Source organism: Acidiferrobacter thiooxydans, assembly GCF_003333315.1.
Taxonomy (GTDB): domain Bacteria; phylum Pseudomonadota; class Gammaproteobacteria; order Acidiferrobacterales; family Acidiferrobacteraceae; genus Acidiferrobacter; species Acidiferrobacter thiooxydans.
The window spans coordinates 864,631-890,969 of record NZ_PSYR01000002.1; the positions used below are offsets into that span (position 1 = coordinate 864,631).

At 63.9% G+C, this 26,339-nt stretch carries 23 protein-coding genes, 1 tRNA gene and 1 pseudogene; 8 read left to right on the forward strand and 17 right to left on the reverse strand.

The genetic code is table 11. The features are described from left to right. Position 1: 1 nt before the first annotated feature. From thiO to murJ, 8 genes are all read right to left on the reverse strand, one after another. Positions 2 to 1,114, reverse strand: coding sequence for a glycine oxidase ThiO (thiO, locus tag C4900_RS11185; protein ID WP_065971603.1), 1,113 nt, complete (start codon positions 1,112 to 1,114; stop codon positions 2 to 4). A gap of 81 nt (positions 1,115 to 1,195) precedes the next feature. Continuing rightward, complete coding sequence (gene ispH / locus C4900_RS11190) at positions 1,196 to 2,140, reverse strand: 4-hydroxy-3-methylbut-2-enyl diphosphate reductase (RefSeq protein WP_065971589.1); 945 nt, start codon at positions 2,138 to 2,140, stop codon at positions 1,196 to 1,198. Positions 2,141 to 2,157: 17 nt separating this feature from the next. Further along, positions 2,158 to 2,595, reverse strand: coding sequence for an FKBP-type peptidyl-prolyl cis-trans isomerase (locus C4900_RS11195; protein ID WP_114283102.1), 438 nt, complete (start codon positions 2,593 to 2,595; stop codon positions 2,158 to 2,160). Positions 2,596 to 2,602: 7 nt separating this feature from the next. Then, positions 2,603 to 3,082, reverse strand: a complete 480-nt coding sequence (gene lspA / locus C4900_RS11200) for a signal peptidase II (protein WP_065971591.1) — start codon at positions 3,080 to 3,082, stop codon at positions 2,603 to 2,605. Further along, positions 3,083 to 5,905, reverse strand: a complete 2,823-nt coding sequence (ileS, locus tag C4900_RS11205; RefSeq protein ID WP_114283103.1) for an isoleucine--tRNA ligase — start codon at positions 5,903 to 5,905, stop codon at positions 3,083 to 3,085. 332 nt (positions 5,906 to 6,237) lie between these two features. Beyond that, the gene (gene ribF, locus C4900_RS11210) at positions 6,238 to 7,179 is read right to left on the reverse strand and encodes a bifunctional riboflavin kinase/FAD synthetase (protein WP_114283104.1); all 942 of its coding nucleotides are present in this window, start codon (positions 7,177 to 7,179) and stop codon (positions 6,238 to 6,240) included. Positions 7,180 to 7,314: 135 nt separating this feature from the next. Next, positions 7,315 to 7,722, reverse strand: coding sequence for a DUF2203 family protein (locus tag C4900_RS11215; protein WP_065971594.1), 408 nt, complete (start codon positions 7,720 to 7,722; stop codon positions 7,315 to 7,317). Then, positions 7,719 to 9,287 (reverse strand): murein biosynthesis integral membrane protein MurJ, encoded by a 1,569-nt coding sequence (gene murJ, locus C4900_RS11220; RefSeq protein ID WP_083996123.1) that lies wholly within the window; start codon positions 9,285 to 9,287, stop codon positions 7,719 to 7,721. Before murJ ends, C4900_RS11215 begins: the two co-directional genes overlap by 4 nt. 160 nt (positions 9,288 to 9,447) lie before the next feature. On the opposite strand from murJ, the gene rpsT reads away from it, so the two are divergent. Next, the gene (gene rpsT / locus C4900_RS11225) at positions 9,448 to 9,714 is read left to right on the forward strand and encodes a 30S ribosomal protein S20 (protein ID WP_065971595.1); all 267 of its coding nucleotides are present in this window, start codon (positions 9,448 to 9,450) and stop codon (positions 9,712 to 9,714) included. Positions 9,715 to 9,734: 20 nt separating this feature from the next. Here rpsT and proB read toward each other — a convergent pair whose 3' ends face one another. Genes proB through rplU form a run of 4 tightly spaced genes read right to left on the reverse strand, consistent with a single transcriptional unit; the run spans position 9,735 to position 12,549 of the window. Continuing rightward, positions 9,735 to 10,850, reverse strand: a complete 1,116-nt coding sequence (proB, locus tag C4900_RS11230) for a glutamate 5-kinase (protein ID WP_065971596.1) — start codon at positions 10,848 to 10,850, stop codon at positions 9,735 to 9,737. Next, positions 10,843 to 11,904 (reverse strand): Obg family GTPase CgtA, encoded by a 1,062-nt coding sequence (cgtA, locus tag C4900_RS11235; RefSeq protein ID WP_114283105.1) that lies wholly within the window; start codon positions 11,902 to 11,904, stop codon positions 10,843 to 10,845. The genes proB and cgtA overlap by 8 nt, the downstream gene beginning before the upstream one ends. A 42-nt stretch (positions 11,905 to 11,946) precedes the next feature. Continuing rightward, entirely contained in the window at positions 11,947 to 12,207 is a 261-nt protein-coding gene (rpmA, locus tag C4900_RS11240) for a 50S ribosomal protein L27 (RefSeq protein ID WP_065971598.1), read from the reverse strand. Between the two features lie 9 nt (positions 12,208 to 12,216). Continuing rightward, on the reverse strand, positions 12,217 to 12,549 hold the full coding sequence (gene rplU / locus C4900_RS11245) for a 50S ribosomal protein L21 (protein ID WP_065971599.1): 333 nt from the start codon (positions 12,547 to 12,549) through the stop codon (positions 12,217 to 12,219). 332 nt (positions 12,550 to 12,881) lie between these two features. On the opposite strand from rplU, the pseudogene C4900_RS11250 reads away from it, so the two are divergent. From C4900_RS11250 to C4900_RS11280, 7 genes and pseudogenes are all read left to right on the forward strand, one after another. After that, a pseudogene (locus C4900_RS11250) lies at positions 12,882 to 14,167 on the forward strand (ISNCY family transposase). Between the two features lie 8 nt (positions 14,168 to 14,175). Then, complete coding sequence (locus tag C4900_RS11255) at positions 14,176 to 15,060, forward strand: DUF4338 domain-containing protein (protein ID WP_114282110.1); 885 nt, start codon at positions 14,176 to 14,178, stop codon at positions 15,058 to 15,060. Positions 15,061 to 15,185: 125 nt separating this feature from the next. Beyond that, on the forward strand, positions 15,186 to 16,184 hold the full coding sequence (gene ispB / locus C4900_RS11260; protein WP_065971600.1) for an octaprenyl diphosphate synthase: 999 nt from the start codon (positions 15,186 to 15,188) through the stop codon (positions 16,182 to 16,184). A gap of 28 nt (positions 16,185 to 16,212) precedes the next feature. Then, a tRNA-Pro gene (locus C4900_RS11265) sits at positions 16,213 to 16,289 on the forward strand. A gap of 20 nt (positions 16,290 to 16,309) precedes the next feature. Then, on the forward strand, positions 16,310 to 16,561 hold the full coding sequence (locus C4900_RS11270; RefSeq protein WP_065971601.1) for a PP0621 family protein: 252 nt from the start codon (positions 16,310 to 16,312) through the stop codon (positions 16,559 to 16,561). 40 nt (positions 16,562 to 16,601) lie between these two features. After that, entirely contained in the window at positions 16,602 to 18,254 is a 1,653-nt protein-coding gene (locus C4900_RS11275) for a sensor histidine kinase (RefSeq protein WP_114283106.1), read from the forward strand. After that, a complete protein-coding gene (locus C4900_RS11280) occupies positions 18,251 to 19,615 on the forward strand; it encodes a sigma-54-dependent transcriptional regulator (RefSeq protein ID WP_114283107.1) in 1,365 nt (454 codons plus the stop codon). The genes C4900_RS11275 and C4900_RS11280 overlap by 4 nt, the downstream gene beginning before the upstream one ends. A gap of 255 nt (positions 19,616 to 19,870) precedes the next feature. On the opposite strand, the gene C4900_RS11285 is transcribed toward C4900_RS11280, so the two are convergent. The 5 genes from C4900_RS11285 to C4900_RS11305 are packed head-to-tail and all read right to left on the reverse strand — an operon-like array spanning position 19,871 to position 26,176. Next, complete coding sequence (locus C4900_RS11285; RefSeq protein WP_114283108.1) at positions 19,871 to 23,188, reverse strand: pilus assembly protein; 3,318 nt, start codon at positions 23,186 to 23,188, stop codon at positions 19,871 to 19,873. Between the two features lies 1 nt (position 23,189). After that, complete coding sequence (locus C4900_RS11290) at positions 23,190 to 23,783, reverse strand: hypothetical protein (RefSeq protein ID WP_114283109.1); 594 nt, start codon at positions 23,781 to 23,783, stop codon at positions 23,190 to 23,192. Further along, a complete protein-coding gene (locus C4900_RS11295; RefSeq protein ID WP_114283110.1) occupies positions 23,783 to 25,009 on the reverse strand; it encodes a PilW family protein in 1,227 nt (408 codons plus the stop codon). Before C4900_RS11295 ends, C4900_RS11290 begins: the two co-directional genes overlap by 1 nt. Further along, positions 24,981 to 25,583 (reverse strand): type IV pilus modification PilV family protein, encoded by a 603-nt coding sequence (locus C4900_RS11300; RefSeq protein WP_083995900.1) that lies wholly within the window; start codon positions 25,581 to 25,583, stop codon positions 24,981 to 24,983. The genes C4900_RS11295 and C4900_RS11300 overlap by 29 nt, the downstream gene beginning before the upstream one ends. Beyond that, positions 25,487 to 26,176, reverse strand: coding sequence for a pilus assembly FimT family protein (locus C4900_RS11305; RefSeq protein ID WP_065970844.1), 690 nt, complete (start codon positions 26,174 to 26,176; stop codon positions 25,487 to 25,489). The genes C4900_RS11300 and C4900_RS11305 overlap by 97 nt, the downstream gene beginning before the upstream one ends. Positions 26,177 to 26,339 lie beyond the last annotated feature (163 nt).

The following is a 26,339-nucleotide window of genomic DNA, read 5'->3' on the forward strand; positions in this document are numbered from 1 at the left end:
GTCATTTTAGCACAGCCCCGCCGCTCCCGTCCCCGGACGGCCGGTCGAGTCCATAGGGGGCCGGATCCAGGACCGGATCGCGCCCCAGCATGAGGTCCACTCCGAGGCGGGCGGACGCAGGGGCGAGCACGATGCCGTTGCGGAAGTGCCCGGTATTCACAAACAGGCCGCGGATCTCCGGGTGTTCCCCGATATAAGGGACCCCCTCCGGCGACGACGGTCGCAGGCCGGCCCATTGGTGGGTGACGGGGTAGGCGGCAAGCTCCGGCAGGATGTCGTGTGCGGCCTTCAGCAGATCCTCGCGCGCGGTCTCGGTCGTCTCCTTCGTAAAGCCCACGCTCTCCATCGTGCTGCCGACCAGCACCGCCCCGTCGCGGCGTGGCACGAGATAACGGGCGCCCTTCAAGATCATGGGCCCGAGGAACCCCGGGCGCGTCTGGATCACGAGCATCTGGCCCCTCATGGGTCGTACCGGCAAAGACAGGCCGTAGCGCTCCAGGAGCGGCCGGCTCCATGCGCCGGCACACACGATCACCCGTGAGGCGGCGACGGTCTCGCCGTTGACCACAAGCCCCGTCAAGCGCTCCCGGTCTCGGGTGAAACCCTCGACCGCGGCCTGCTCATGGACCATGACCTTGAGTCCGCGCACGACCGCACTCGCGGCGCGCAGGAGGCGTGGGCTGCGAACCTGGGCCGTGGCCGGCATCCATAGGCCCGGCCCGTCGCGGCCATGACCTGGGCAGACCTCGGCGAGATCCCGGGGCTCTAGCGACACATCGAAACGCGCCGCCCACCGCTCGGCCTCGCGCACCTCGTCGTCGCCCAGGCGCATGAGTCCCGACGGTGTCCATTCCGGATCGATACCGGTCACCTCGGCGAGGCCTTGGCAGAGGGCCGGATAGGCCGCCATGCTGGCCTGCGCAAGCTGCGTGACCGCATCCGGATAACGCCACGGATGCAAAGGAGACAATATGCCGCCGGCCGCCCACGACGCCTCGCCACCGAGCGTACCCTGCTCGAACAGCCGCACCTCATGACCGGCCATGGCCAGTTCGCGGGCGGTAAGGAGGCCTATGACGCCGCCTCCCACGACAACAAGGGGATGGGTTCGCACCACGACATTCTCACATTAAAGGCCGCTCCGTGAAAGCTTCCGGAGAGGCGTCGGCAATAACGGGTTGGGCCCCGCCGGCCCTTACGATTGTCGCGCGGCACTCGCGCGCTTCAGGGCCTTGGGGAGCGAGAACACCACGGTCTCGGCGGGCCCCTCCTCTTCCTGCACCAGGCGCGCGCCCCATTCACCCAGGCGGCGAATGACCGCCTGCACGGCATGCTCCGGGGTAGATGCGCCGGCCGTGACCCCTACCGCCTTGCTTTGCGCAAACCACGCGTGCTCCAGGTCCGCCGCGCCATCGACGAGATAGGCAGGGACGCCCATGCCAAGCGCAAGCTCGCGCAGACGATTGGCGTTCGAGCTGTGCGCCGAACCCACGACCACCACGACATCGCAATGTCGTGCCAGCGCGCGCACCGCATCCTGACGGTTCTGGGTCGCATAGCAGATATCGTCGGTACGCGGACCGCAGGCCGACGGGAATCGATGGCGCAGCGCCCCTATGAGGCGCGCGGTGTCCTCGACAGACAAGGTCGTCTGGGTCACGTATGCAACATGCTCGGGATCCTTCACGGGCACCGAGTCAAGATCCCGTTCCGTCTGCACCAGATATACGCCATCGGCCACCTGCCCGAGCGTCCCTTCGACCTCCGGGTGCCCCGCATGCCCGATCAGCAGGCACTCGTAGCCCTCCCGGCGCCAGCGTATGACCTCCTTGTGGACCTTCGAGACCAGGGGACAGGTGGCGTCGAACACGGTCAACCCGCGCATGCGCGCCTCTTCGGAGATGGCGCGGGCGACACCATGGGCACTGAATACGACGCGCCCTCCCGGGGGCACCTCGGCGAGATCCTCGACGAACACCGCGCCCCGCGCACGCAGGGCTTCGACCACCGTCTTGTTGTGGACCACCTCGTGACGCACATACACAGGCGGCCCAAACTCCTCCAATGCACGCTCCACCGTCGCTATGGCGCGCTCGACACCCGCGCAGAAGCCGCGCGGGTTTGCGACATAAATCCTCATATCCGCCCCTCGGGCGCTCAACGGCCCCCGATCGCTACGATATCAACTTCGAATACCAAATCGTGGCCGGCGAGCGGATGAGTGAAATCGACCTCGACCCCGCCCTCCGTCACCGCCATCACCTGGCCCATGGCCTCGCGACCATCCGGGAGTGTAAAGCTAAACGCCATGCCCGGGATGAGATCAACGTCTGCCGGAAAGTCCGTGCGTGGCAGGATCTCGCGGGCACCCTCGTCCCGCTCCCCGTAGGCGTCGGCAGCGGCCACAAAGTACCGCCCGCGTTCGCCTACCGCCAACCCCAGAAGACAGCGATCGAGACCGGGGGGCAGATCCCCTCTCCCGATCACGACCTCCCATGGGGCCTCGCCGGGCGCCGTGCCCTCGACACACGTGCCATCGGCAAGCGACAACGTGAAGCGCAAGGCGACGCGCGCACCGGCCTGAATACGCTCCATCTCCGGCCTACCTCCTCTCCGGGGCCGTCGTCGCGCGCCGCGAAACCCACGCGTCTATGGCGAGCAGCACCGCGCCCACGGTGATCGCGCTATCGGCAAGATTGAACGTATACCAGTGCCAGGATCCGATATGAAAGTCGATGAAGTCTACGACCTCTCCCAGGCGTATGCGATCCGCGAGATTACCGGCGGCACCCCCCAGGACCAGCATCAGGGCCACCACGGTCAGCCGGTCGCGCCGCCCCCCGCGCACGAGAAAGATGAGGATACCGGCCACGATCGCCACCGCCACAGCAATAAACAAGACATTCTGCCAGCCACTTGCGTTACTCAGAAACCCGAACGCCGCCCCGCGGTTGTAGACCAACACCAGGTTCAGAAAGCTGGTCACATGCACGGATCCCCGCGACAGGTAGCGTACCGCCTCGGCCTTGCTCCATTGATCGAGCACAAACACCGCGACCGCGATCAGGAGATAGCCCAGCATCTAGGCGTACCTCCGTGCTCTTGGACTCCCGGCGAGCATGTCGTGGCAGCGCCCACAGAGCATCGGGTGATCCTGGAAGCCCCCGACCTCGGGCCTATGATGCCAGCAGCGCGCGCACTTGGCATGGGGCGAGGGTTGAACCACGATGCCAAGATCCGCGCGGGTGGTGGCGACCGCGGTCTCAGGGCGCAATGCCGCTGCATGCAAGCGGGCATCGGATGTGATGAAGAGATAGCGCAGCTCGTCTGTCAGTCCGGCAAGTCGGGCGTGCAGATCCGGCCCCGCATAAAGGTCGAGCTCGGCATCCAGCGACGACCCGACCGCCCCGCTTGCGCGCAGTCGCTCGAGCTCCGGTCCCACCGCCTGACGCAAATCGAGCAGCAAGGACCAGAACGCGAGATCCGCGGAGGCGTCACCGGAGGCTTCGATATCGTGCCAGGTATTCAGAAAGACGCTCGCGGCGCGCTTGCCGGGCATGTATCGCCACACCTCTTCGGCCGTGAAGCTCAAGATTGGCGCCATATGGCGCACCAAGACCTCGAGCATGTGCCACAAGACGGTCTGCGCCGAGCGCCGCTCACGGCTGGACGCGGGCGAGGTGTAGAGCCGATCTTTCAGGACGTCGAGATAGAAGGCACCAAGATCGACCACGCAAAACTGGTGCAACCGCTGATAGACGATATGGAACTGGAAGTCTTCATAGGCCTCGCGTAGCGATTGGTCGAGATCGGCGGTACGCGCCAGCGCCGCGCGGTCCAGCACCAGGAGGTCTGTGGGCGTGAGCGCATCGCAGTCGGGATCGAAACCGGCGAGGTTGGCGAGCAAGTAGCGCGCCGTGTTCCGCAAACGCCGGTAGGCCTCGGTGATACGCTTCAGGATCTCCGGCGACAGCGACATCTCGGCGCGGTAATCCGTGGCCGCGATCCATAGCCGCAAGACATCGGCCCCCAGGGTCTTTGTGATCTCCTGGGGCTCTATGCCGTTGCCGCGGGATTTCGCCATCTTTTGTCCCTGGGCATCGACCGTGAAGCCATGCGTCAGCACCGCCTTGTAGGGGGGCTTACCGGAATCCGCGACCGAGGTGAGGAGCGATGACTGAAACCAGCCACGATGCTGATCGGAGCCCTCCAGATAGAGGTCGGCGGGATGCGCCAAGTCCGGCCGCACGGCAAGCACACAGGCATGCGTCGAGCCGGAGTCGAACCACACATCCAGGACATCGCGCACCGCCTCGTAATCCGCAGCCTCGGCGCCGAGCCACGCCGAGACCGGGCGCTCGAACCAGCCGTCCACACCCTCGACCTCGATCACGCGCGCGACCTCCTCCAGGAACGCATCGGTGCGCGGATGGAGTTCGCCGGTCGCCTTGTGCAGGAAAAACGGGATAGGCACGCCCCACACGCGCTGGCGCGAGATGCACCAGTCGGGACGCCCGGCGACCATCTGCGCGATCCGCTGCTCCCCCCAGCCCGGCATCCAGCGCACCCGGCCGATGGCCGCCAGCGCGTCATCGCGCAGGTTTGCGGCATCAAGCGAGATGAACCACTGGGCGGTGGCCCGAAAGATGATCGGCGTCTTGTGGCGCCAGCAGTGCGGATAACTGTGCGTGATAGTGTCTACGGCCCACAGCGCGCCGCGCTCGCGCAACACATCGACCAGGCGCCGCGAGGCCTCGCCGACGTCAAGGCCCTCCACGAACGGTGTGCCGGGCAGGAATCGGCCATCCGCCCCGACCGGGCCCTCGACCGGCAGGACCTCACCGCTTACGCGCGCATAGGCACGCGCCGCCTGATAATCCTCTTCGCCATGAGCGGGTGCGATATGCACAAGCCCGGTGCCGGCCTCGGTGGTGACGTGCACGCCCTCGATCACAGGCAGCGAGCGGTCCACAAACGGGTGGCGTAGGCGTAATCCGCAAAGCGCCGCCCCGCGGACATCAAGCCCGGTCGGCGTATTCGGAAATCCATAGCGCGCCGCGACCGCGTCGGCCAATTCCTCGGCCACCAGCCAGTAGTCGCTGCCGGCCGACAGGATGCGGTAGACGATCTCGCCATGCACCGCCACCGCGCGGTTGGCCGGCAACGTCCAGGGGGTCGTCGTCCAGATCGGCAGATGCACGGCACCCGCACGTGCCGGGACACCCACGCGTCGCCAGAAGTCGTCGGTGTCGATCACCGCGAACGGTACGTCCACGGCCAGCGCGCGGTGCTCGGCGTAGTCGACCTCGGCCTCGGCCAGGGCCGATCGGCAATCGACACACCAATGTACCGGCTTTTCGCTGCGATAGACGTGGCCGCGTGCGCGGATGCGCGCAAGCTCACGCACGATACCGGCCTCGAACCCGAAATCCATGGTGAGATAGGGGTGCGCAAAGTCCCCGAGCACACCTAGGCGGATGAAGTCGCGCTTCTGTTCGGCGACCTGCTTGGCGGCATAGTCACGACACGCCTTACGGAAGGTGCGGGCATCGACATCACGCCCGCAGCGTCCCACGGTCTTCTCCACGGCAAGCTCGATTGGCAACCCGTGACAATCCCAGCCCGGGACATAGGGGGCATCAAAGCCGGCCAGGCCCTTGGCCTTGACGATGATATCCTTCAGGACCTTGTTCACCGCATGTCCGAGATGGATGGCACCGTTGGCGTACGGCGGACCATCATGCAAGACATAGCGCGGGTGGCGCGCGTGATAGGCGCGCAGCTGTTCATAGAGACCGAGCGCCTGCCAGTCCTTGATCTGCTCGGGTTCGCGCGCGGGCAGACTTCCGCGCATCGGGAAATCCGTATGCGGCAGATTGAGGGTATCTTTGTAGTCCGCCGTCATAGATTCCTCGCAAGGAAACCTGCGATTTCAATCGCGGGAGGAATTGCGCTAGAATTCAAGGGTCGCCCGCATTGCGGGCCGCATGGCCCGTATCCCCCACGTGGCCTGGTGACGTGACCGAGTAACGAGGGATTGCCGACGCAAGCCGATGGCCTAGAGACTGCTACACAGGATGTGGACCTTCCGGCACGATTCGGCAACCGGTGAAGCCTGGCAGGGAAATGCGTTGGGCCGGAAGCCTCGGCTTCCGAGTCAACCTCCGGCATGTTCGGCGAATACGGCATCGCTGTGTTCCCCAGAATAAAGCCTGCGACTTTAAGTCGCGGGTTGGTTTACGGTTCTATCATTCCCCGATTGGCAAAAAAGCGGCGTGCACAGGCGCGGTCGTGCTCGATCTGCGCGGTGAGCGCCTCCAGGGACGGGAACCTGCGCTCCTCGCGCAGGCGCTCGAGAAAGCCCACCTGCAGCCGTTGCCCGTACAGATCTCCGGCGAAATCCAGCAAATGGACCTCGAGCAGTACGCGTCCGCCGCCAACTGTCGGGCGCCGCCCGACGTTGGCAATACCGGCATAAACGCGTCCGCCTTCCGTGCGCACCGTCACCGCAAACACCCCCGCCACCGGCGGTGGGTCCGGCATGAGGATATTGGCGGTGGGAAACCCCAGAAGGCGCCCGCGGGCATCGCCTGCCACCACTCGCCCCCCATAATGGTAAGGGGCCCCGATGAGCCGTTCGGCCTCGCGCATGTCGCCGCACGCCAGGGCCTTGCGCAGTCGCGTGCTGCTGACCCGCTGGCCGGTCTCGCTCAAGGTCCCCGTGGACTCGACAAAAAATCCGTGATGCCCCCCGGCGGCCTTCAGCATCGCGAAATCGCCGACCCGTCCGGCCCCGAACCGGAAGTCGTCGCCGATGACAAGCCCGCGCATAGCAAGCGCCCCGACCAGGATATCCTCGATGAAATCCACGGCCGGCAGGGCGGCAAGCCGCTCATCGAAGCGCAACACCATGGCGTAATCGACGCCCGCATCGCGAAACGCCGCAAGCTTCGCCGACAGCCGCATGAGTCGCGTGCGCGGTTCGCCATGCGCGAAGTGCTCCTGGGGCTGCGGCTCGAACAGCATGACAAGCGAGGACGCATCGCGCTCCCGGGCGCGTGCCCTGAGGAGCCCCACCAATTGTCGGTGGCCCAGATGAAAACCGTCGAAATTCCCGATCGTAACGACCGCGCCGCGATGACGCGGACGGACATTGTAAAGCCCCCGAATACACTCCATGCCGGCGCTAACCGAAAGCCGAAAAGCTTAACGCATTGCACCGGTGCGGTCCAGGCGCGCCCTGCCCGTCCCTGCCATCGCCAGGCCTCGGCCGGCCTACGCCCGCGTCGACCCACGGGGGTGCTATGCGGCCACCTAGCAGGCCCAATCCGGGTCCAGCTCCTCGATCACCTCGCGCAACGGACGGCGGGTGGCGTAATCCTCGCAGTAGCTGTGGTAGTAGGCGAGCCGCAGCTCCGGGAAACGCCAGCAGAGGTAGCCGTCTCCGGTATCGAAGTCCACGAGCCACAGGCCCTTCACGACCACGCCCAAGCGCTCCATCTTGGCCACCCAGCGCTTCACAATGCACTCGTAATCCTCTTCCGCCTCATAAAGCGCCCCACTGTCCGGGGGCAGCGTCGACAACGAGCGGCGTACGGGCTCGAGCTCGCGGTAGGCGCCATAGGTGATATGCCGCACCAACGGAAAGAGCTCCTCGGCCTCCGCAAGGGTAAAGACGCGCGGGTCCCCCGGTGACCCGATCTGCCAAATCGCCGCCGTCATACGTCCTCATTCGCCCCAATCGACTGCAACCGTAATGCCTGGGGGCGAACCCCCAAAAGCCACATCACTGTACCATACACGGTCAGTCCCGCCGCAATCCACGCCCCCAGCACCGCCGCCCGATGCATCCCTGAGGCCGTGAAGAACGCCCGGGATACATGATGCGCCGGCCACAACAGCAGCACCATGGCCAAGCTCGCCCCACCGACCTGAATCCATAAGCGTCGCCAGCCGGGACCCGGCTGATAGATCTGCTCGCGGCGCAGACCGCGATACAGGAGATAGGCGTTCAATATGCCCGACAGCGAGGTGGCGAGCGCCAGACCCGCGTGCGCCAGCGGCCAGATCAGCACGATATTGAAGCCCATGTTGGCGATCAGCGCGATCGTGCCGATCTTCACCGGGGTGCGGGTGTCCTGGCGCGCATAATAGCCGGGGGCCAGGACCTTGATGAGTAAGAAGGCCGGCAGGCCGACGGCAAACGCCACCAGTGCGCGTCCGGTCATGGCGGCATCGAAGGCGGTGAAGGCCCCGTAGCGGTATAACGTCACGATGATGGGCATAGACAGCACCATCAGCGCGGCGGCGGCCGGGATGGCGATGATCACCACCCACCGCAAGGCCCAGTCCAGGGCATGCCCGAACTCCTCGGATGAGGCCTTCACATGCTTCGCCGACAGGTGCGGCAGGATCACGGTACCGAGCGCCACGCCGAATATCCCCAAGGGAAACTCGAGCAGGCGGTTGGCGAAATAAAGCCACGAGATGCTTCCGGTCACGAGAAACGAGGCCAGCATGGTATCGACCACGAGGTTGATCTGGGCAATGGACGAGCCGAAGATGCCAGGCACCATGAGCCGGAACACGCGGCGTACGCCCGGATGACGAAACGAGAAGTGGGGGCGCGGCAGAAAACCGATACGGCGCAGAAACGGGATCTGGAACAGGAGCTGCAAGATCCCCCCCATGAACACCCCCCATGCGACCGTGACCACCGGCGCTCTGCTGTGGGGGGCGATCACGCCGGCGGCGACGATCAGGCTCAGATTGAGGAGCACCGGGGTAAAGGCCGCCGCCGCGAACCGTCCGCGGGTATTCAGGATGCCGGCGGCCATGGCCACGAGCGAGATGAAAAAGAGATAAGGAAAGGTGATGCGCAAGAGCCGCACCGCCAGATGATACTTGGCGGGATTGGCGAGAAAGCCCGGCGCCAGCACCCAAATGATCACCGGCGCCGCCAGCACCCCGACGGCAGTCACCACCAACAGCACCAGCATGAAGGTGCCGGCCATGTGATCGATGAACGCCCGCGCCTCGTCGTCCGCCGACGCCCCTTCCTTGTGGAGCTCGGCGGCGAACACCGGTACGAACGCCTGCGAGAACGCCCCTTCGCCGAAGACCCGTCTCAGGAAGCTCGGTATGCGAAACGCCACAAAAAAGGCGTCGGCGAGCGCCGTCGTCCCGAGGAGCCGCGCGAGCAGGATGTCACGGACAAAACCCGTGATCCTCGATACGAACGTCATGCCCCCCGTGGCAAACAGCGAACGAATCAGGCGATTGGCCACCGCTTCTCCTTAAAGAACTCATCCCTACGGCCGCGCAAGGCCCGCGAGTATAGCGCCCCGCGCGCCCCCCACAAACGTCGGCCATCCACGCCATTGACAAGCCCCCGGGGCCACGGCATAGTGTGCCGCTTTTTCCTATCCTCTTCCCAGGAGCAGGCTTTTGGCGAATACAGTTCAAGCAAAGAAGCGGGCACGGCAGGCCGAGATCCATAGGCAGCGGAACGTCGCGTTTCGCTCGCAGATCCGCACCGCGATCAAAAAGGTGCTAAAGGCGGTGCACGACAAGGACATCGCAGGCGGTCAGATGGCGTTGCGCGAGGCAAGCTCGGTGATCGACCGCGGCATATCGCGCGGCATCATGCATCGCAACACCGCAGCGCGCTACAAGAGCCGCCTGAACGCCCGCCTGCACCGCGCGAGCACCTAGGGGCGCCCCCAAGGGCTCGGCTAGACGATCACGAGGTTATCCCGATGGATAACCTCGGGCTCGCCCTGGTAACCCAAGATCGACTCGATCTCCTCGCTCGACCGCCCCATCATGAGACAGAGCTCCGCGGCCGGATAGTTGACGAGACCGCGCGCCACCTCGCGACCCTCGGCATCGACGCATGCCACCATCTCGCCACGCGCAAATGACCCTTCGACCCCACGGACCCCGACCGGCAACAGGCTCTTGCCGGCCTCGCGCAACACCCGCACCGCGCCGGCATCGAGCGTGAGGCGACCGCGCACCGCCAGATGCGCGGCCAGCCACTGCTTGCGCGCCGCCAGGCGCGAGGTCGCCGGATAAAGGTAGGTCCCGAGCGTCTCGCCAGCCAATACCCGCAAGAGCACGTCCGGCTCGCGTCCGGCCACGATGACGGTGGCCGCCCCCGAGCGCGCCGCCTTATGGGCGGCCGTCAGCTTGGTGCGCATCCCGCCACGCCCAAGCTCCCCGGGGGCGCCGGCCATGGCGAGATACAGAGGGTCGCCGGCCGGGGCCTCGGAGACCAGGCGCGCCGCGGGATTGACCCGCGGATCCTCTTCATAAAGGCCGGCCTGATCGGTCAGGATGATGAGCAGCTCGGCCTCGATCAGATTGGCCACCAGCGCCGCCAGGGTGTCGTTATCGCCAAAGCGGATCTCTTCGGTGGCTACCGTGTCGTTTTCATTGATGATCGGCACCACCCCGAGCGCAAGCAACGCGCGCAGCGCGCTCCGGGCGTTCAGGTAGCGTTTGCGGTCGGCCAGGTCATCGTGCGTCAACAGCACCTGCGCGGCGTGACCGCCATGACGCGCAAATGCCGTCTCGTAGGCCTCGATCAGTCCCATCTGCCCAAGCGCCGCCAGGGCCTGTAGCTCGTGGAGGGCACGCGGCCGCTTCTTCACCGCCAGCCGCTGCATGCCGCAGGCCACCGCCCCCGATGACACCAGGACCACGTCACGCCCGCCTGAGCGCAGCCTGGCGAGCTGTGCCACCCACCCCTCGAGCGCCGGGCGGTCGAGGCCTGCACCGTGATTGGTGAGCAGACTGCTGCCGATCTTCACCACCACCCGGCGGGCGCTGGCAAGTCCGCTACGCATCGTCGTATCCTTCTCGGGTCTCGGCCGGCGGCGGCGCGGCCGGGCCCAAGGCCTCCAGGCGCTGCATCAACCGCCCTATGAGCTCGGTGCAACCTGATCCCTTGATAGCCGACACCGCGGCATAAGGGCCCGTCCAATCCAACGCCTCTCGCAAGGCCTCGAGACGCGCGGGGCGCTCGGCCTCCGGCCACAGGTCGACCTTGTTGAATACCAGCCAGCGCTCCTTGGACCCGAGGTCGCCATCGAACAGCCGTAGCTCCTCTTCGATGACGCGTACGTCCTCTACGACATCGGCCCTGGGATCGAGGGGCGCGACATCGATCAGGTGCAGCAGCAACCGGGTACGCGCCAGATGGCGCAGGAACTGGATTCCCAGACCCGCCCCCTCATGGGCGCCAGCGATGAGGCCCGGGATGTCGGCGATCACGAAACTCCGGTGGCGCTCGACGGTCACTACCCCGAGTTCTGGATGGAGCGTGGTAAAGGGATAGTCGGCGACCTTGGGACGGGCCTCGGAGACCGCGCGCAGAAAGGTGGATTTGCCGGCATTGGGCAGACCCACGAGACCGACATCGGCCAGCACCTGCAATTCGAGAAAGAGTGTGCGGCCTTCGCCCGGGGCCCCGGGGATGGTACGGCGCGGCGCGCGGTTGGTACTGCTCTTGAAGTGGGTATTACCGAGCCCGCCACGGCCGCCCTTGGCCACCAGCAGCCGGGCCCCGTTGCGCGTGAGGTCGCCGAGGAGGTCGCCGGTCTCGTGATCCCGCACCAGCGTACCGATCGGGACTGCGACCACAAGATCGGCGCCGTTGCGGCCGGAACGCTGGCGTCCCGATCCGCCGCCGCCGTTGGCGGCGCGAAACTGTCGCGTGTACCGGAAATCGGCCAGGGTATTGAGGCCGCTTTTGGCCTCGAAATAGATACTGCCTCCGGCCCCGCCATCGCCACCGTCAGGCCCACCGCGCGGCACGAACTTCTCGCGGCGGAAGCTCAAGGCCCCGTTGCCCCCATCGCCCGCCTGGACATGGACGGTGGCCTCATCGACGAACTTCATGCATTCCTCCCCGAGGATCCCGGGGCCGCGACCGCGGATTCTTTACGAGGCGCTGACGACGCTGACCGTCTTGCGGCGCTGCGGCCCCTTGATCTCGAACACCACCTGCCCCTCGGCACAGGCAAACAGGGTGTCATCCTTGCCGATCCGAACGTTGCGGCCAGGATAGAAACGGGTACCGCGCTGGCGTACGATGATATTGCCGGGTATGACCTTCTCTCCGCCGAAGCGCTTGATGCCCAGGCGTTTCGACTCGGAATCGCGACCGTTGCGGGAACTACCGCCTGCCTTTTTGTGTGCCATGACCGCTCCTTACCCCTGCACCGACTGTTCGCTCTTGCCCGCAATAGCCAAGATCTTCAGCTCCGTATAGTTCTGACGGTGACCCGCATGCTTGCGGTAGTGCTTGCGCCGGCGGGTCTTGAAGATGCGGATCTTCTCGCCGCGGCCGTGACTCTCGACACGCGCCGTCACCGTCTCCGACAGCGCCGGGGCACCCACCCGCACGTCGCTGCCATCGGCGATCAGCAGGACCTTGCCCAGGCTCACATCCTGGCCGACCTCGGCCGGCAATGTTTCGACCCGCACGGTCTCGCCCACCGCCACCCGATATTGCTTACCGCCCGTCTCGATTACCGCGTACATTGCCTTGGTTGACTCCCTGACCGAATGTCCAGAGGCGGCGGGAAAATTCCGGTTGCCGGCCCCGTTAAAAGCGGCGATTCTAGTGGCTTTGGGTAAGCGGGTCAATGCATCGTGCTCGGGCGGCGCGACCTGCCGCCAGCAGCAATTCTAAATGTAGCAACGACCATCAGCATCCGATAACGTGCGTGTGCTGATGCGAGCGGGGGGCTGGACAAAAGGCACGGTCTACGGTATAACAGCGCTGGGCCATTGGGCGCGAGCGCGGCGTGACGGATCTTGTTACCGGAAATCCCCTGAGCCTGAACTCCCTGGTGGAGTCGCTCAAGGAGGTCATGCGGGCGGCCCCTGACAAACGGACCGGGAAGAACTGCGTCTATACCATGGAAGATGCGGCGCTGGCGGCCTTTGCCGTGTTCACCACGCAAAGCCCGTCGTTTCTGGCCTATCAGAGGACGATGGAGCAGACCCGTGGCCAAAGCAATGCCCAGACGCTCTTTGGCATGAGCCAGATCCCGACGGACAATTGTGTGCGCACGATGCTCGATCCCGTGGCGCCTTCTCACCTGTTCCCGCTCTTTACGCAGATATTTGAGGCCCTGAACGCCGGCGGTCACATCGATCCCTTTCGGGTGTCCCTCGAGGCCTCTGAAGACGGTCCGGGCGCGCTACTCATCGCCCTGGATGGGACGGCTTATCACTCCTCCCACACCATCCATTGCCCACAATGTACGGTAGCCAAGCATCACAATGGCCAAACCAGCTACTCCCATACCGTGATCACACCAGTGATCGTGGCCCCGACTTTAAGTCGGGTGATCCCCCTGGCGCCCGAGTTTATTGTCCCGCAGGACGGCCACGACAAGCAGGATTGTGAAACCGCCGCCGCCAGCCGCTGGCTTGCGGCCAGCGCCGGCCGCTACCGGGATCAGCACGTCACCGTGCTCGGCGACGACCTCTACAGCCGTCAACCCCTGTGCGAGCAGATCCTGGCGGCGGGGTTACACTTCCTCCTGGTCTGCAAACCGAGCTCGCACCCCACACTGTATGAGGAGGTCGAGGGCCTCGCGCGCGCGGGGGCGTGACCACCCATGAGATCACGCGCCGCAAGGGTAAGCAGACCTTGACCGACACCTACCGCTTCGCTTCGGAGCTGCCCTTGCGCGCCGGCTTGGATGCGCTGTGTGTCCACTGGCTGGAGCTCACCACCACCGATGCCGGGGGCCAAACGATTTACCACAACGCCTGGGTCACGCGGCACACGATCCACCCAGGGAACGTCGCCGCCCTCGCGGCCGCCGCCCGGGCGCGCTGGGGCATCGAGAACGGCGCCAACAACACCTTAAAGACCAAGGGCTACCACTTCGAACACAACTTCGGGCACGGCAAGAAGCACCTCTCGTCGCTCTTGGCGACCTTGAACCTCCTCGCCTTCCTGCTGCATACCGTGCAGGAGATGACCAGTCACAAATACCGCTTGCTCCGCGCAAGCCTCCCCACCCGTCAGACCTTTTTTGATGATATCCGGGCCTTGACGCGGTATCTGTGCTTCGAGAGCTTCGAGGCCTTGCTCGACTTCATGTTGAAAGGCCTCGAAATCGACGCCCCCGACAGCAGTTGAGGACCATTATGGAGGACATCCGCTTTTGTGGTCAGGTACTCGAGGCGCAGCAACGATCGCTGATCGTGGCCTTGGCGAAGCGCTATGGGGGCTTAAGCCGCCATGAGTTGGCGCAGACGGTGTGCGAACTCCTCGACTGGCACCGCCCCAACGGACACCCGAAGACGATCGAATGCCGGGCACTGCTTGAGCGGATGCAGGAGGCGGGGCTGATTGGTCTCGCCCCGTTGCGGCCCGGGCGTCCGCAAGGCGCTCGCACTACGGTTCCGGCCGGCCCGGACCCACAGTCAGCCCCGCTCGACGCGCCGCTTGCCACCCTGCAGCCGATCCGACTGCAGCGCGTGGAAACACCCGCAGACCGGACGCTCTGGCGCACGTTGATCGAGCGCCATCATCCCCTCGGCCATCGCGTGCCCTTTGGTGCCCATCTCCGCTACCTGATCCAGGCCACATCCAAAAGCCCCACGGTCCTGGGCTGCCTGCAGTTCTCTTCGCCCGCCTGGCGCCTTAAGGGACGCGATCAGTGGATCGGCTGGGACGATGCCACCCGGGCCCGGTGCCTCCAGCAGATTATCTGTAACTCCCGCTTCCTGATCTTGCCCCACGTGCGGGTTCCCAACCTCGCGAGCCACGTGCTGGCGCTCGCGTTACGCACCGTCACCATCGATTGGACGGCCGCCTACGGCGTTAAGCCCCTCCTGGCCGAGACCCTCGTCGATCCGACCCGTTTTACGGGACATTGCTATCTCGCTGCCAACTGGATCGACGTGGGTCTTACCACCGGCCGCGGCCGCGCAGACCGCCAACACACACGCCATGGGGCAAGCCCCAAGCGGATATGGCTCTATCCGCTCGTACCCGACGTCCGGCAGAGACTCACGCAAACCCCGTAGATCGACCGCCACCCCATTCCGAAGCGGCGTCGCTTCACATTGAGAATTGCTGTGCCGCCAGCCGGTCGCTTGACAGCACACGCCATTCCGGCAGAGCATGACGGCGCTTTTGCCAAGGGGAGCCCATGTCCACGCCTGCGCCTGTCGATCACCCGGCCTTCGACCTCGACGACATCCATGCGCTCATCAAAGACGAGAGCTTGGCCATCGACCGCGAGATCGCCCGCCGGCTGGACTCGGAGATCGTACTCATCAACCAGCTGGGGCGCTATATCATTCAAAGCGGCGGCAAGCGCCTGCGTCCGGCGGTACTGCTGCTGGCCGCCAAGGCCTTTCATTATGAAGGCACCGCGCACATCACGCTCGCGACCGTCATCGAGTTCATCCACACCGCGACGTTGCTGCATGACGACGTCGTCGACGGCTCGGCGATGCGCCGCGGACAGGCGAGCGCCAACGCCGTATTCGGCAACGAGGCGAGCGTCCTGGTGGGCGATTTCCTGTACTCACGGGCCTTCGAGATGATGGTCGAGGTCCAAAGCCTGCGGGTCATGGAGATCTTGGCGCACGCCACCAATACCATTGCCGAAGGCGAGGTCATGCAGCTCATCAACTGCAACGACCCGGACATCGAAGAGGATCGCTATCTCGCGGTCATCCGCAGCAAGACCGCCAAACTCTTTGAGGCCGCCGCCGAGCTTGGTGCGGTGCTCGGCGGCGCCCCCCTGATGGAGCCGGTGCTGGCCACCTACGGCCGCCATCTCGGCACCGCCTTTCAGCTCATCGACGACGCCCTCGATTACGGCCAGCATAACGCGCGTCTCGGAAAGAACATCGGCGACGATCTGGCGGAGGGCAAGACCACCCTGCCGCTCATCCATGTACTGCGCACCGGCACGCCCGGCGAGCGCGCGCTGGTGCGCGATGCCATTGAGCAGGGCGGGCTCGAACGGATCGGCGGGGTGGTAGCCGCCATTGAATCCACTCAGGCGATCGCGTACACTTGCGCGCGGGCCGAGGGCGAGGCCGATTTGGCGCGGGCGGCACTCTCACCTTTGCCCGACTCCCCATATAAGCAGGCATTGCTGGACTTGGCCCACTTTTCCGTTCACAGGGACCACTAGCAGGGTTCCGTGGGGGACGGCACGTCGACGGGGTGTAGCTCAGCCTGGTAGAGCACTAGCTTCGGGAGCTAGGGGCCGGAGGTTCGAATCCTCTCACCCCGACCAATTTAGAGAGCGTCGCCTTCGTGAAGCTCCTGGTCGATCTTCTTGTCATATGGGCCGCTTGGTGGTTTATCCGCCGCGCCCTGCGTCCGCAACGCCCCTTTCGCTCCCCCCCACCACGGCCCACGCCGCTACGTCGGCGCGTACGCGCGGCCGGCGACATGGTGGCCTGCGCCCATTGCGGTCTTTATGTCCCGCGCTCCGAGGCGCTCCCCGGGGCCCACGACGCGATGTTTTGCTGCCCGGAGCACCGCGATGCCGCGGCCCGCGGCTGAGCCTTTGCCTTAACCGTGAAACTGTGCTAATTCAAGGCCTATGAGTGCGACTCATCAGGCCCTGGATCTGACCACAGGCGGCGCCGAGACGCCGCTGCTCGTGCGCGAGCAGAATTGGCTGTTGTTGAGCTACTTCAACACCTACCGCCTGGCGCTGGCGCTGCTCGCGTGCATCGCCGGATTCTGGGCGGGATCGCTCGCGCCCTTTGCGAGTACCGACCCACGGCTCTTTCTCGTGGTCGCCTTGCTGTACGCCACGGTCTACCTGGTGGCCATCGACACCACGCGCCGACGGCTGGGCGATTTCGAGACCCAGGCGGCAGTTTTGGCGTTCTGCGACGTGGTGGCCTTGATCCTGCTCATGCACGCCAGCGGGGGGCTTGCAAGCGGCACCGGCATCCTGCTCCTGGTATCGACCGCCGGCACGAGCTTTCTGCTGAATCGGCGCATGACCATTTTCTTCGCCTCGCTCACCACCATAGGCGTCCTGCTGGAAAGCGCCTGGCCCTACCTCACCGGCTCACAGAACGGTCTGCCGGCCAGCTACTCGCAGGTCGGCCTGTTTGGTCTCGTGTTATTCGCCACCGCAAGCCTCGCACACCTGGTCGCCGACCGGCTGCGCCTTACCGAGGCCCTGGCCGAGCGCCAGGAACTGGATATCAGGCATCTCGGGCGCCTCAACGAACAGATCGTGCAGCACCTCCAGTCAGGGGTCCTGGTGGTCGCCCCGACCGGTCACATCCGTCTGGCCAACAAGACCGCCCAGACGTATCTCGGACTGGCCGCGCCAGACACCGCACCCCTGCTCCAGACCGTCGCCCCGGCACTCTTCGAGCAGTGGGTGGCCCAGCGCAACGATGCCTCCGGGGGGCGCCGGCTATTCGTATCAGCCACCGGCTACACGCTGCTGCCGCGATTCAAGGTGCTGGGGCGCGATGCCAACGCCGCGACCCTCGTGTTCCTGGAAGACACCGCCATTCTGAAGCAACAGGCCCAGCAGTTGAAGATGGCGGGCCTGGCGCGACTCACCGCCGGCATCGCCCACGAGATCCGCAATCCGCTTGGCGCCATCACCCATGCCGCGCAACTGCTGACCGAGACCCCGGACATCGGCGCGGAGCCGCGCAGCCTCGCCGCCATCATCGACGACCAGGGACGGCGCATGAATACCATCGTCGAGAACGTCCTGCAACTCGGCCGGCGTGACCGCACCAACGCCACGCGCTTTGCCCTGTCGACCTGGCTCGCGCAGACCCTGCCGGCAGTGGCCACCGCCCTCAACATCCCCGTCCAGGCCCTGAACCTTGTCATCGAGCAACCGCAGACGGTGTGCTTCGACACCGATCACCTGTTTCAGATCGTGAACAATCTGTGCCACAACTCGCTCAAGCACAGCCCGCCCTATCACGATGTCCCGATCGTCAAGCTCCTGATCGGTGTCGACAGCGAAGGCCATAGCATCCTCGATGTCATCGATTGGGGCGAGGGCATCAAGAACGCCATCGTCGATCGCATATTCGATCCGTTCTTCACCACCACCGCGCGCGGCACAGGCCTAGGCCTCTATATCGCCCGAGAGCTCGCCGAGGCCAACGGCGCGCGCCTGGAATACCGGCCGACACCCACGGGGTGCCAGTTCCGCCTGACCTTCGGCCGGCTCACCGACTGCACAGAGGCGGCCCTGGCATCATGACGATCCCCCAAGTCCTTATCATCGATGACGAAGCCGATATCCGCGCGCTGCTCGAGCTCACGCTCGGCCGCATGAATATCGAGACCCGCTCGGCCGGCGACGTGGCCTCGGCCTTCGCACTGCTCGAGGAGTACCGGTTCGACCTGTGCCTCACGGATATGCGCCTGCCGGACGGTGACGGCCTGGCCATCGTGCGCCATATCGAGGAGCATCATCGCGGGCTTCCGGTGGCGGTCATCACCGCCCACGGGAGCATGGAGACGGCCATCGCGGCGTTGAAGGGCGGGGCCTTCGACTTCGTATGTAAACCCCTCAATATCAATGAGTTACGGGCACTCGTACGCAGTGCCCTGAACCTCTCGAAACAGGCGCCGAGCGACGGCGCGAGCGCCGCCGCCAAACTTCTCGGTGATTCCCAGGCCATCCGCGAGGTCCGCGCCCTCATCGAGCGCCTGGCGCGCGGACAGGCGCCCGTATACATCTCCGGGGAATCGGGCACCGGCAAGGAACTCGCCGCGCGCCTCATCCATGACCTCGGACCCCGTGCCGGCCGCCCGTTCGTGGCCGTCAACTGCGGGGCGATACCCGAGCAGCTGATGGAAAGCGAGTTCTTCGGTCACAAGAAGGGCAGCTTCACCGGCGCCTTCAACGACAAGGACGGGCTTTTCAAGACCGCGAGCGGGGGCACTTTGTTCCTGGACGAGGTCGGCGACCTGCCGGTCCCCATGCAGGTGAAGCTTCTGCGCGCCATCCAGGAGAAGGCGGTGCGTCCGGTCGGCAGCCAGCAGGAAGTGGCGGTGGACGTGCGCATCCTGTCGGCCACACACAAAAACCTCCACGACCTCGTACGCACCGGCGCGTTCCGCCAGGACCTCTACTATCGCCTGAACGTCATTGAGCTCGTGATCCCGCCGCTGCGCGAACGCGCCGGCGACATCCCGGCGCTCGCGGCGCATCTCGCCGCCAAACTGAGCATGGGTCGCCCCTTGCCGCTCACCCCCGCCGCCCTGGCGGCGCTCAAGAGATACGCATTCCCCGGCAACGTCCGTGAACTCGAGAACATCATGGAACGGGCACTGACCTTGTGCGAGAGCGGCGAGATCGATGTGGCGGACCTGCGTCTACCCGGACACGATGCCCCAGGGCTATCCGGCAAAGTCGCCGCGTCGGAGGCCTCGCCCTTCAATGCCAGCGATTACACGGGCGAACGATCACTCGAGGAACACCTGGTCCAGGTCGAACGCGCGGCGATCGAAAAGGCCCTGCGCGACACCAACCAGAACAAGACCGCTGCCGCCCGCGAGCTCGGCATCACCTTCCGCGCCCTGCGCTACAAGCTCGAGAAGCTCGGCATCGAATAGCCGGGGTCCCGTCCCCGCAAGATCTTTCGCGCCTGCAGTCGGCCTACAGGCCATTGGCCCTGCCATAACTGCCCTTGCGAACCCCCGACCGCGCCACGCTCATCGATGCCGTGGACCTACGGCATCGTTTGGCGATATCCCGACCGGTCCGAACCATTGTCCGGGCCCGACCCCCCGTTTCCTGACGGACAGGCTACCCGCAATGCGGCCCGGCCGCCTTAGTACGGGTAGGGAGGGGTGCGTCCCTGCATAAGCTTAGTAGAAAAGCTCGCGCCACGACGCCGGGCCCGCCGGTGGCGGCCCCTGCGTTATCATCGACGGGCCCACGCCGCCGCTCGCCATCCCCTGAAGGCGCAACTGGCCATTCATGATGGCAATACTCGGCGTGTAGGCGACACCCGTACCGACCTTGAGCGGGCCTTTAAGCCCCTGCCCTCCACTCCCAAAAACACCCGATGGAAAACCACCGTTGTCCAGCATGTAATAGTAGTACTCGGCCGTCGAGGCCGCGCACGCCCCGTCGGTGGAGCCGGGCGGCACCGACACGGGCAGGATTACGGCACCATTTATGATCTGCACGGGATTCGTGACGATCGCGTTGCTGGGCAAACTCGCCACTGACGTCGACGTGACGTAGTTACCACTGGTAAAAGTATCGCTGCCGCCCGCATAACTCGTCCATAATGGCGCCCAGCCATTGGCGCCATCCTGGAGGGTGGTCACCCGCCCCGCGGATTGCAACGTCAGATACTCGACCCCGTTATAATAGGCCCCATCGACGTAGGTGATGGCGCCCGTGCCCCCGGATGTGCTGGCCGAAGTCCCGAAATTGGTCCCGATCGGGCTTGGCGCCGTATTGTTAAGGGGTGTCCAAGAGATCTTGGTGGCCAACTGCCCGGATGCGGACAAAAGCGAGCCCGTCCATACGTTGCCAGCGTTGTCGCCGATAAAAATATCATTACTATTATCGATGTAGGGCTGACTGCCCGCCACAAACGGCAGCGTGATGGTATCGGCTACGCCGGTCGCCACATTGGTCATCACCAACGTACTTGCCGTCGTGGTGGTGGTGGTATTGAGAACGGCGGCCTCATAGGCGGTCCCGGAACCGGGGACCAGACGGAAAATCACTGGCGCCACCGGGTTGGGTGTGATCGCGTTGGCGTTGTCTTGCTCCCATGCCTCGCTATTCAAGGCGCCGGTCGAGGTCAACTGCAAGGCGTACTGAATCGCGCCTTGCTGGGCCCCGCCGACAATGTAGGTCGCCCACGCCGAACTCGATCCGCCCGCCTGCGCGTCGACTACACGTGGGCGCATCCCGGCCATATTGGGGCCTTGCCAGAATGTCGAATAGTTTTGAAGATCCTGCACAAGCGGCCGCGGCATCCAGCCCCATACGAGGCTGCCGCTCACCGCGTTCACAGCGTACAGAAATCCGTCGTTGCTGCCGACAAGCACAAGCGGTGTGCGACCCGATTCACTCTGTGCGTAACTGTCATATCCCGTGCTACTCAATAAATTCGGATCATTCGGCGGCCCCATGTATATCGGTTTATTGGCCGTCATCAAGCCTACATACCAGCCCGACTGCCGACCCCCGAGATATTTGCCCGCGTCGTAAGACGGGTCGATCGTATACTGCTCGATGATTGCGGGCGTCAAGGTGCTGCCGCTTGGGATCGCAAACGCCGCCGCATCCATATTCGTAAGCAACGTCACCGGCCCCACCGTTGCCGATCCCGTCGCCGGACCTTCCGAATACAGCACCGAACTCCTGTTGCTAGCGGTCATCTCCGCATTGATGTCCCAAGAGGCCGTCGACGCCGTGTTCCCGGACGACTTGATGAGGTATGCGGACATATTACCCTCGCCCAAAGACGGGTTGCTCGTGGCCACATACTCAAAGGAGGAGTTCCCGATAACCGATGGACTTGAGCCGGCTGGCGCCGTGACGATCTGGGCGGCGATGTTGTTCAGGATGGCATTGAAGGCCTGTTGAAAGGCCACGGCCGTGTCGGCGCTGTATACGACATTCGTCTTGCCGGCCACCGCCAAATCCTTCAAAACCGTATAGCTATCGCTGGCCTCGGTCGTGCAATTGGTAGCCGACGGAGGGCAATTGACCCCGGCGCCCACCCCCAGCACGTAGGTCTTGATGCCGCTTAGCCCACCTGTCGTATAATTCGCCAGATTCTTGACGGCCGTTATGGCCTCGGTAACCGCATTGTCGTTATTGGCACTCCCCGGGGAGAGCACCTCGCCATAGCCTTGTCCGGAGGCGCTCCCGAGCGGAGGGTAGACATGTCCATGCAGGCCCATGGTCGGCTGTCCATTGGTAATCAAGATGACATACTTGGGCGCGCATGCCGGCTGTGGGGCGTTTGCGCTCGTCGTCAAATCCGTCAAGGCCGCCGTCAACGCCCCGGCCGTGGGCGCGTATTCGGACCCTGCCACGATCTCACTGCCGCCCTTCACGAATTGCTCCGGCGCCATGGTCGTATTGAACAGCGCGATCTGCGTGGCATTCAGCGCCGCCACGGGAATATAAAGGTGTCCCTGGCCACCAGATGTCCCGTTCGTCACAGGTTTTCCATCGAACGCCAAGCCCCGCCTTGCGTACCAGACCTCGCCGCTATAGGGTATGTAACCCGCATCCGTCGGGGACGTCGCGAATGGGCCAATGTTCGGCCCCGTGAGATGATATCCCTCCAACAGGTAATTCCCCGACAATATCTGGTCTTCGTACTCACTCAAGGTGTAGTTGCTATAGGGGTTCGTAGGATTCGGCCCATCATACGTTACGAAATTCCCCGATGGAGAGGAGGTCGACCAATACAGTACGTCGTTGATCTGGGGATCGTCGGACGACTGGCCGATATAGAGATAAGGCGCTGTTGTCAGACCACTCCCAATGACCTTCGCTATCGGCGTGCAATCGCCCCCTGTGGGCGCGTTATAACACGGATTGGGCACCGACAACGGATCGTTCGCCACGCACGTCGAGCCGCTGGTTGTGCCATAGCCAAACGTGCCGGGTGTACATTCCGCCCCGGGGGAGGCCGTCGTCGGCGTGTCGCCACTCATGTAATACACCCACGTATCGTAGGGCGCGGGCGTGCCGGACGTGGCATAGCCCATGAGGCCTGCCTGCATGATATTGGTGTAGGTCGGATTATTCAGGGCCGACAGTATGCCCTGCTCGGCGACATTGATCATGGACTCCGAGTTGTCCGTCAGCACCCCGCCGACCGATACCGTATAGGCCGCCTCCCCTGCCGGACATGACCCCCCGCTGCTCGGTCCGAGCGTCGATCGTGGCGTATAACTGTTCAGCAAATAGCAGGGCGGCGAGGCCGAATCCGCATTCGCGGCCACCGTGCCTGACCCGGACATTATGGCCCCTTGCAGATTTCCGGCCATTCCTTGCGAGGTATCGAGGATAACAAGGACCTGTGGCTCCTGACTCACTGGTATGGTCCCCGCCTGCGCCTCCCCAAAAAGACACATGGCAAGCCCAATAATGAAGCCTATTTCCAGCAATCCTACGGTCCACCGCCAATTTCTCGGGTTCATGTCATTCCACCTTTCGTAAGGTCGCCTCAATATCGGCGTTCATATTGTGGCGCTCGCCTGCTGCCAGGCCCTGATTCGAGAGTTGCGCATTAACATATGCCAAGTAGGTCATGTACGACGTCGTGGTAGATGATGCCTGGCTTGCTCCATTTAGTACCGCTGGCGGAAGTCCGCTCGGGGCCACGACGTACTCGACGTTGAATGTCACGCCATTGATGATGATAGATGTCGCGCCGCAGGACTTGGTGGGCGCGCACGTGGCCCAAAACGATACAGGGGGCGGCTGCGGCGGACCTAGGGCTGTCGGCGCCGGGTTATACCACCACTGTATCCCGGTCATATTGGACGCTTCCGGAAATCCGCTATGTAGTTGCAATTGCGTGTTGGCCGCCTCCAGACCAATGTCCGTGGCCTGTATCGCCTCGGTATGCACGGCGCTATTGGACGCAACCTCCGAGCCATAACGCACAAAATACACAAGGCCAAGGACCGCGAATGTCAAAGCCAATATGACAAATATCGCCAGCATCAGCGTCACCCCACGCTGACGTGCCGCACCCTCTCTGATCCCTGTATGGCTTCCCGCGATAAGCATCACTGTCCCCAGATGTCATTCCTAACGGGAATGACAGACGTAAAGGTCCGATACAGGTATTGGTTGCAATTTCCTTGAACGCACCCCATGCTCTGGCCCGCCGGAAGGTTGGTCGGAATCGCATAGACGACTTTGGGCAGACTGGGATTGCTTGTGCCATTCCATACCGTCTTTGAGGGCGTGGCACCCGCGTAATGGCCTGGCGTATAGCGTGTGCTGCGTACCAGAAGCGTGATCTCCACGGTAAGGAGATCAGCGGCGGTCATACCGGCTGGTGGCGTACTGCCCGGAAGCACATACTGGGTCACGACCCCGTTTAATCCATAACCAAATGCCACCTGCATATCGACGATTCCGCGTGCAACAAGCAGTGCTGGCGGGGGCGTTTGAGCGGTGTTGTTGAGATAGGTATAGGTTTGCATATACAAGGATGGGACCTGCGTCCCGGCCAGGGCGCTACCGCCATCGCTTATGAAAAAGTTATTGACGCTAAATCCCGTGCTCCCCAAATCCACGACGCCCCGGTTCACGAGCTGGCTTGTCGTTATCGCGGGATCCGTGCCCGAAAAGCCTTTGGGCACATTAAAAGTGCTCTTTCCCGATTCGGCAATGATATTGCCAGCGCCCCCGAGGTTGGTGACCTGCCCCATCAGGCAGCTGGAGTTCGGTAATGCGATCAGGAAAAGGTCGTTTTGATAGAACGCCGAGGCATTTCTCACAAAGAAGTTCACGGACGTCAAACTCTTGCCGCTCGTGCCCGAAATAGTGGTGACCGGCGCCGCCCCAAAGACACTACCGCCGGTAACGGTCGTGAGCGCGTAGGTATTGATACCCGCTGGGCTGTAATAGTAGGGACTGCTGTTGGCCTGCGGCGCGGCCGCGACGGGCGTCAGAAAAAGGCCGCCGTTGGGGCCCGGGGTTGAGACCGTGTACTGGGCGCCGTTCGTAGAGACGGGAACATTCGTATAGATACCGCCACCACATTCGTTCATGGGAAGGCCATAGCCGGCCTGTTCTATGGCCTGCGTCAGCATCGTCATCGCGGTACGCGCCTGTTGCCAGGCGTTGTCTTGGGCACGGGTCTGGGTCGTGATCGATGACAGCCCGGTAAAGGCACCGTATATGGCCCCAGCCGCGAGGGACGATATGACCAGAGCGACCAAGAGCTCGGTCAACGTAAACCCCCGTTCGTGAGGCCTAGTATCCGATCTCAGTCGAGACAGCATAAGTATTCTGCTCCCAGGATTCCGTGATCGTAGCTAGGCAGGGGCATTGGCCGTTCCCACCCGCACCCGCCGGCTTGACTTGAATGCTGGCCTGCAGGCGGGGCTGGCCGGTACTGGCAATTGTCGGCGACCCTGCTGTTCCAGGCAGTTGCAACAAGGATTGCCACCATGTCTGGAGATTCGTCTGAAAGACGCTTGCCCCTCCTCCCACAGGTGGATTTTGGCTCGTCAATGTCACCCCGTTGTAACTCAACGCGTTGGGGCCGCTGACACGGAGCATGCCGATGATCTCTTGGGCCGCGATATAAGCCGTCGTCTGCCCCTGCCCCGTCTTGGAGAGGTGGACGCCATCGGCCAGCAAATACGTGACGGCCATGACGCCCACCAAAAAGATCACCATCGCCACGAGGTTTTCGATCAAGGTAAACCCGAGCGTCCTAGGGGCGCCGTGACGAACGCACCGGCATGGCGCCGTGATCAAGATATGACGCATGAGTAAGGAGGGGCCGCCGCAGGCCCGGTTTGAGTGGCGCATGAGCGAAGCTCGCCGGCGCCGTAATACGCGGCCAGCCATTGCACATAACCGGCCGAGTTGGTGCGAGCGCTAAACATCATCGCGCCATACGTCAAGCTATAGGGTGCCCCGTTGGAAGACCCCCAGATCGTGCCATCGGGCGAAAATTTCAGATCGTATGTCGCACCCAGCGCCGGTGGCGGGATCGCGGGCAGACCGTTGTTGTACAGCTCCACATATCGACACGATACGTCGGGATACCGAGTCTGGAAGAGTACGGGCTGAGTCACGCCGGGGGTTGTGACGTTGGGGTTTTCCATGTTCGGCGCGTTATTGAGAAGAGGCGTGCCCGTGGCACTTAGGCTCGCGGTCCACCAGCAGGCCGTACCACCTCCGGTCTCATTGTAGTAGCCGGTCTGGACATAAACCGACTGGCCGGTCTTCAATGCATAGGATCGCGCCCATTGCATATTCTGCTCCATATGGCCGGTCGCCTCCCGGATCCTGGCATTAACCAACCACGCCGACAGATCTGGCACCGCCATCGCTGTCGCAATAGCAATAATCGCAATGACGACCATGAGTTCGAGCACTGTTACCCCGCGCGCGTGTGGCCCCGCGGTCGCGGCATGCTTTATGTGCCCGTCGCCCATTGCCCATCCTCATCGCCCTTGGGCATTTCGTTTGTGTAGCTTGTATGCCCTTTCTCCATACCCTTCACCTACACCGCGCAGACCGGCACACCTACAGGAAAGGTGTAGCACAAAATGGCCCTCTCACAAGGCCATGACGCGCGCCGATGGCACAGAATTGCGG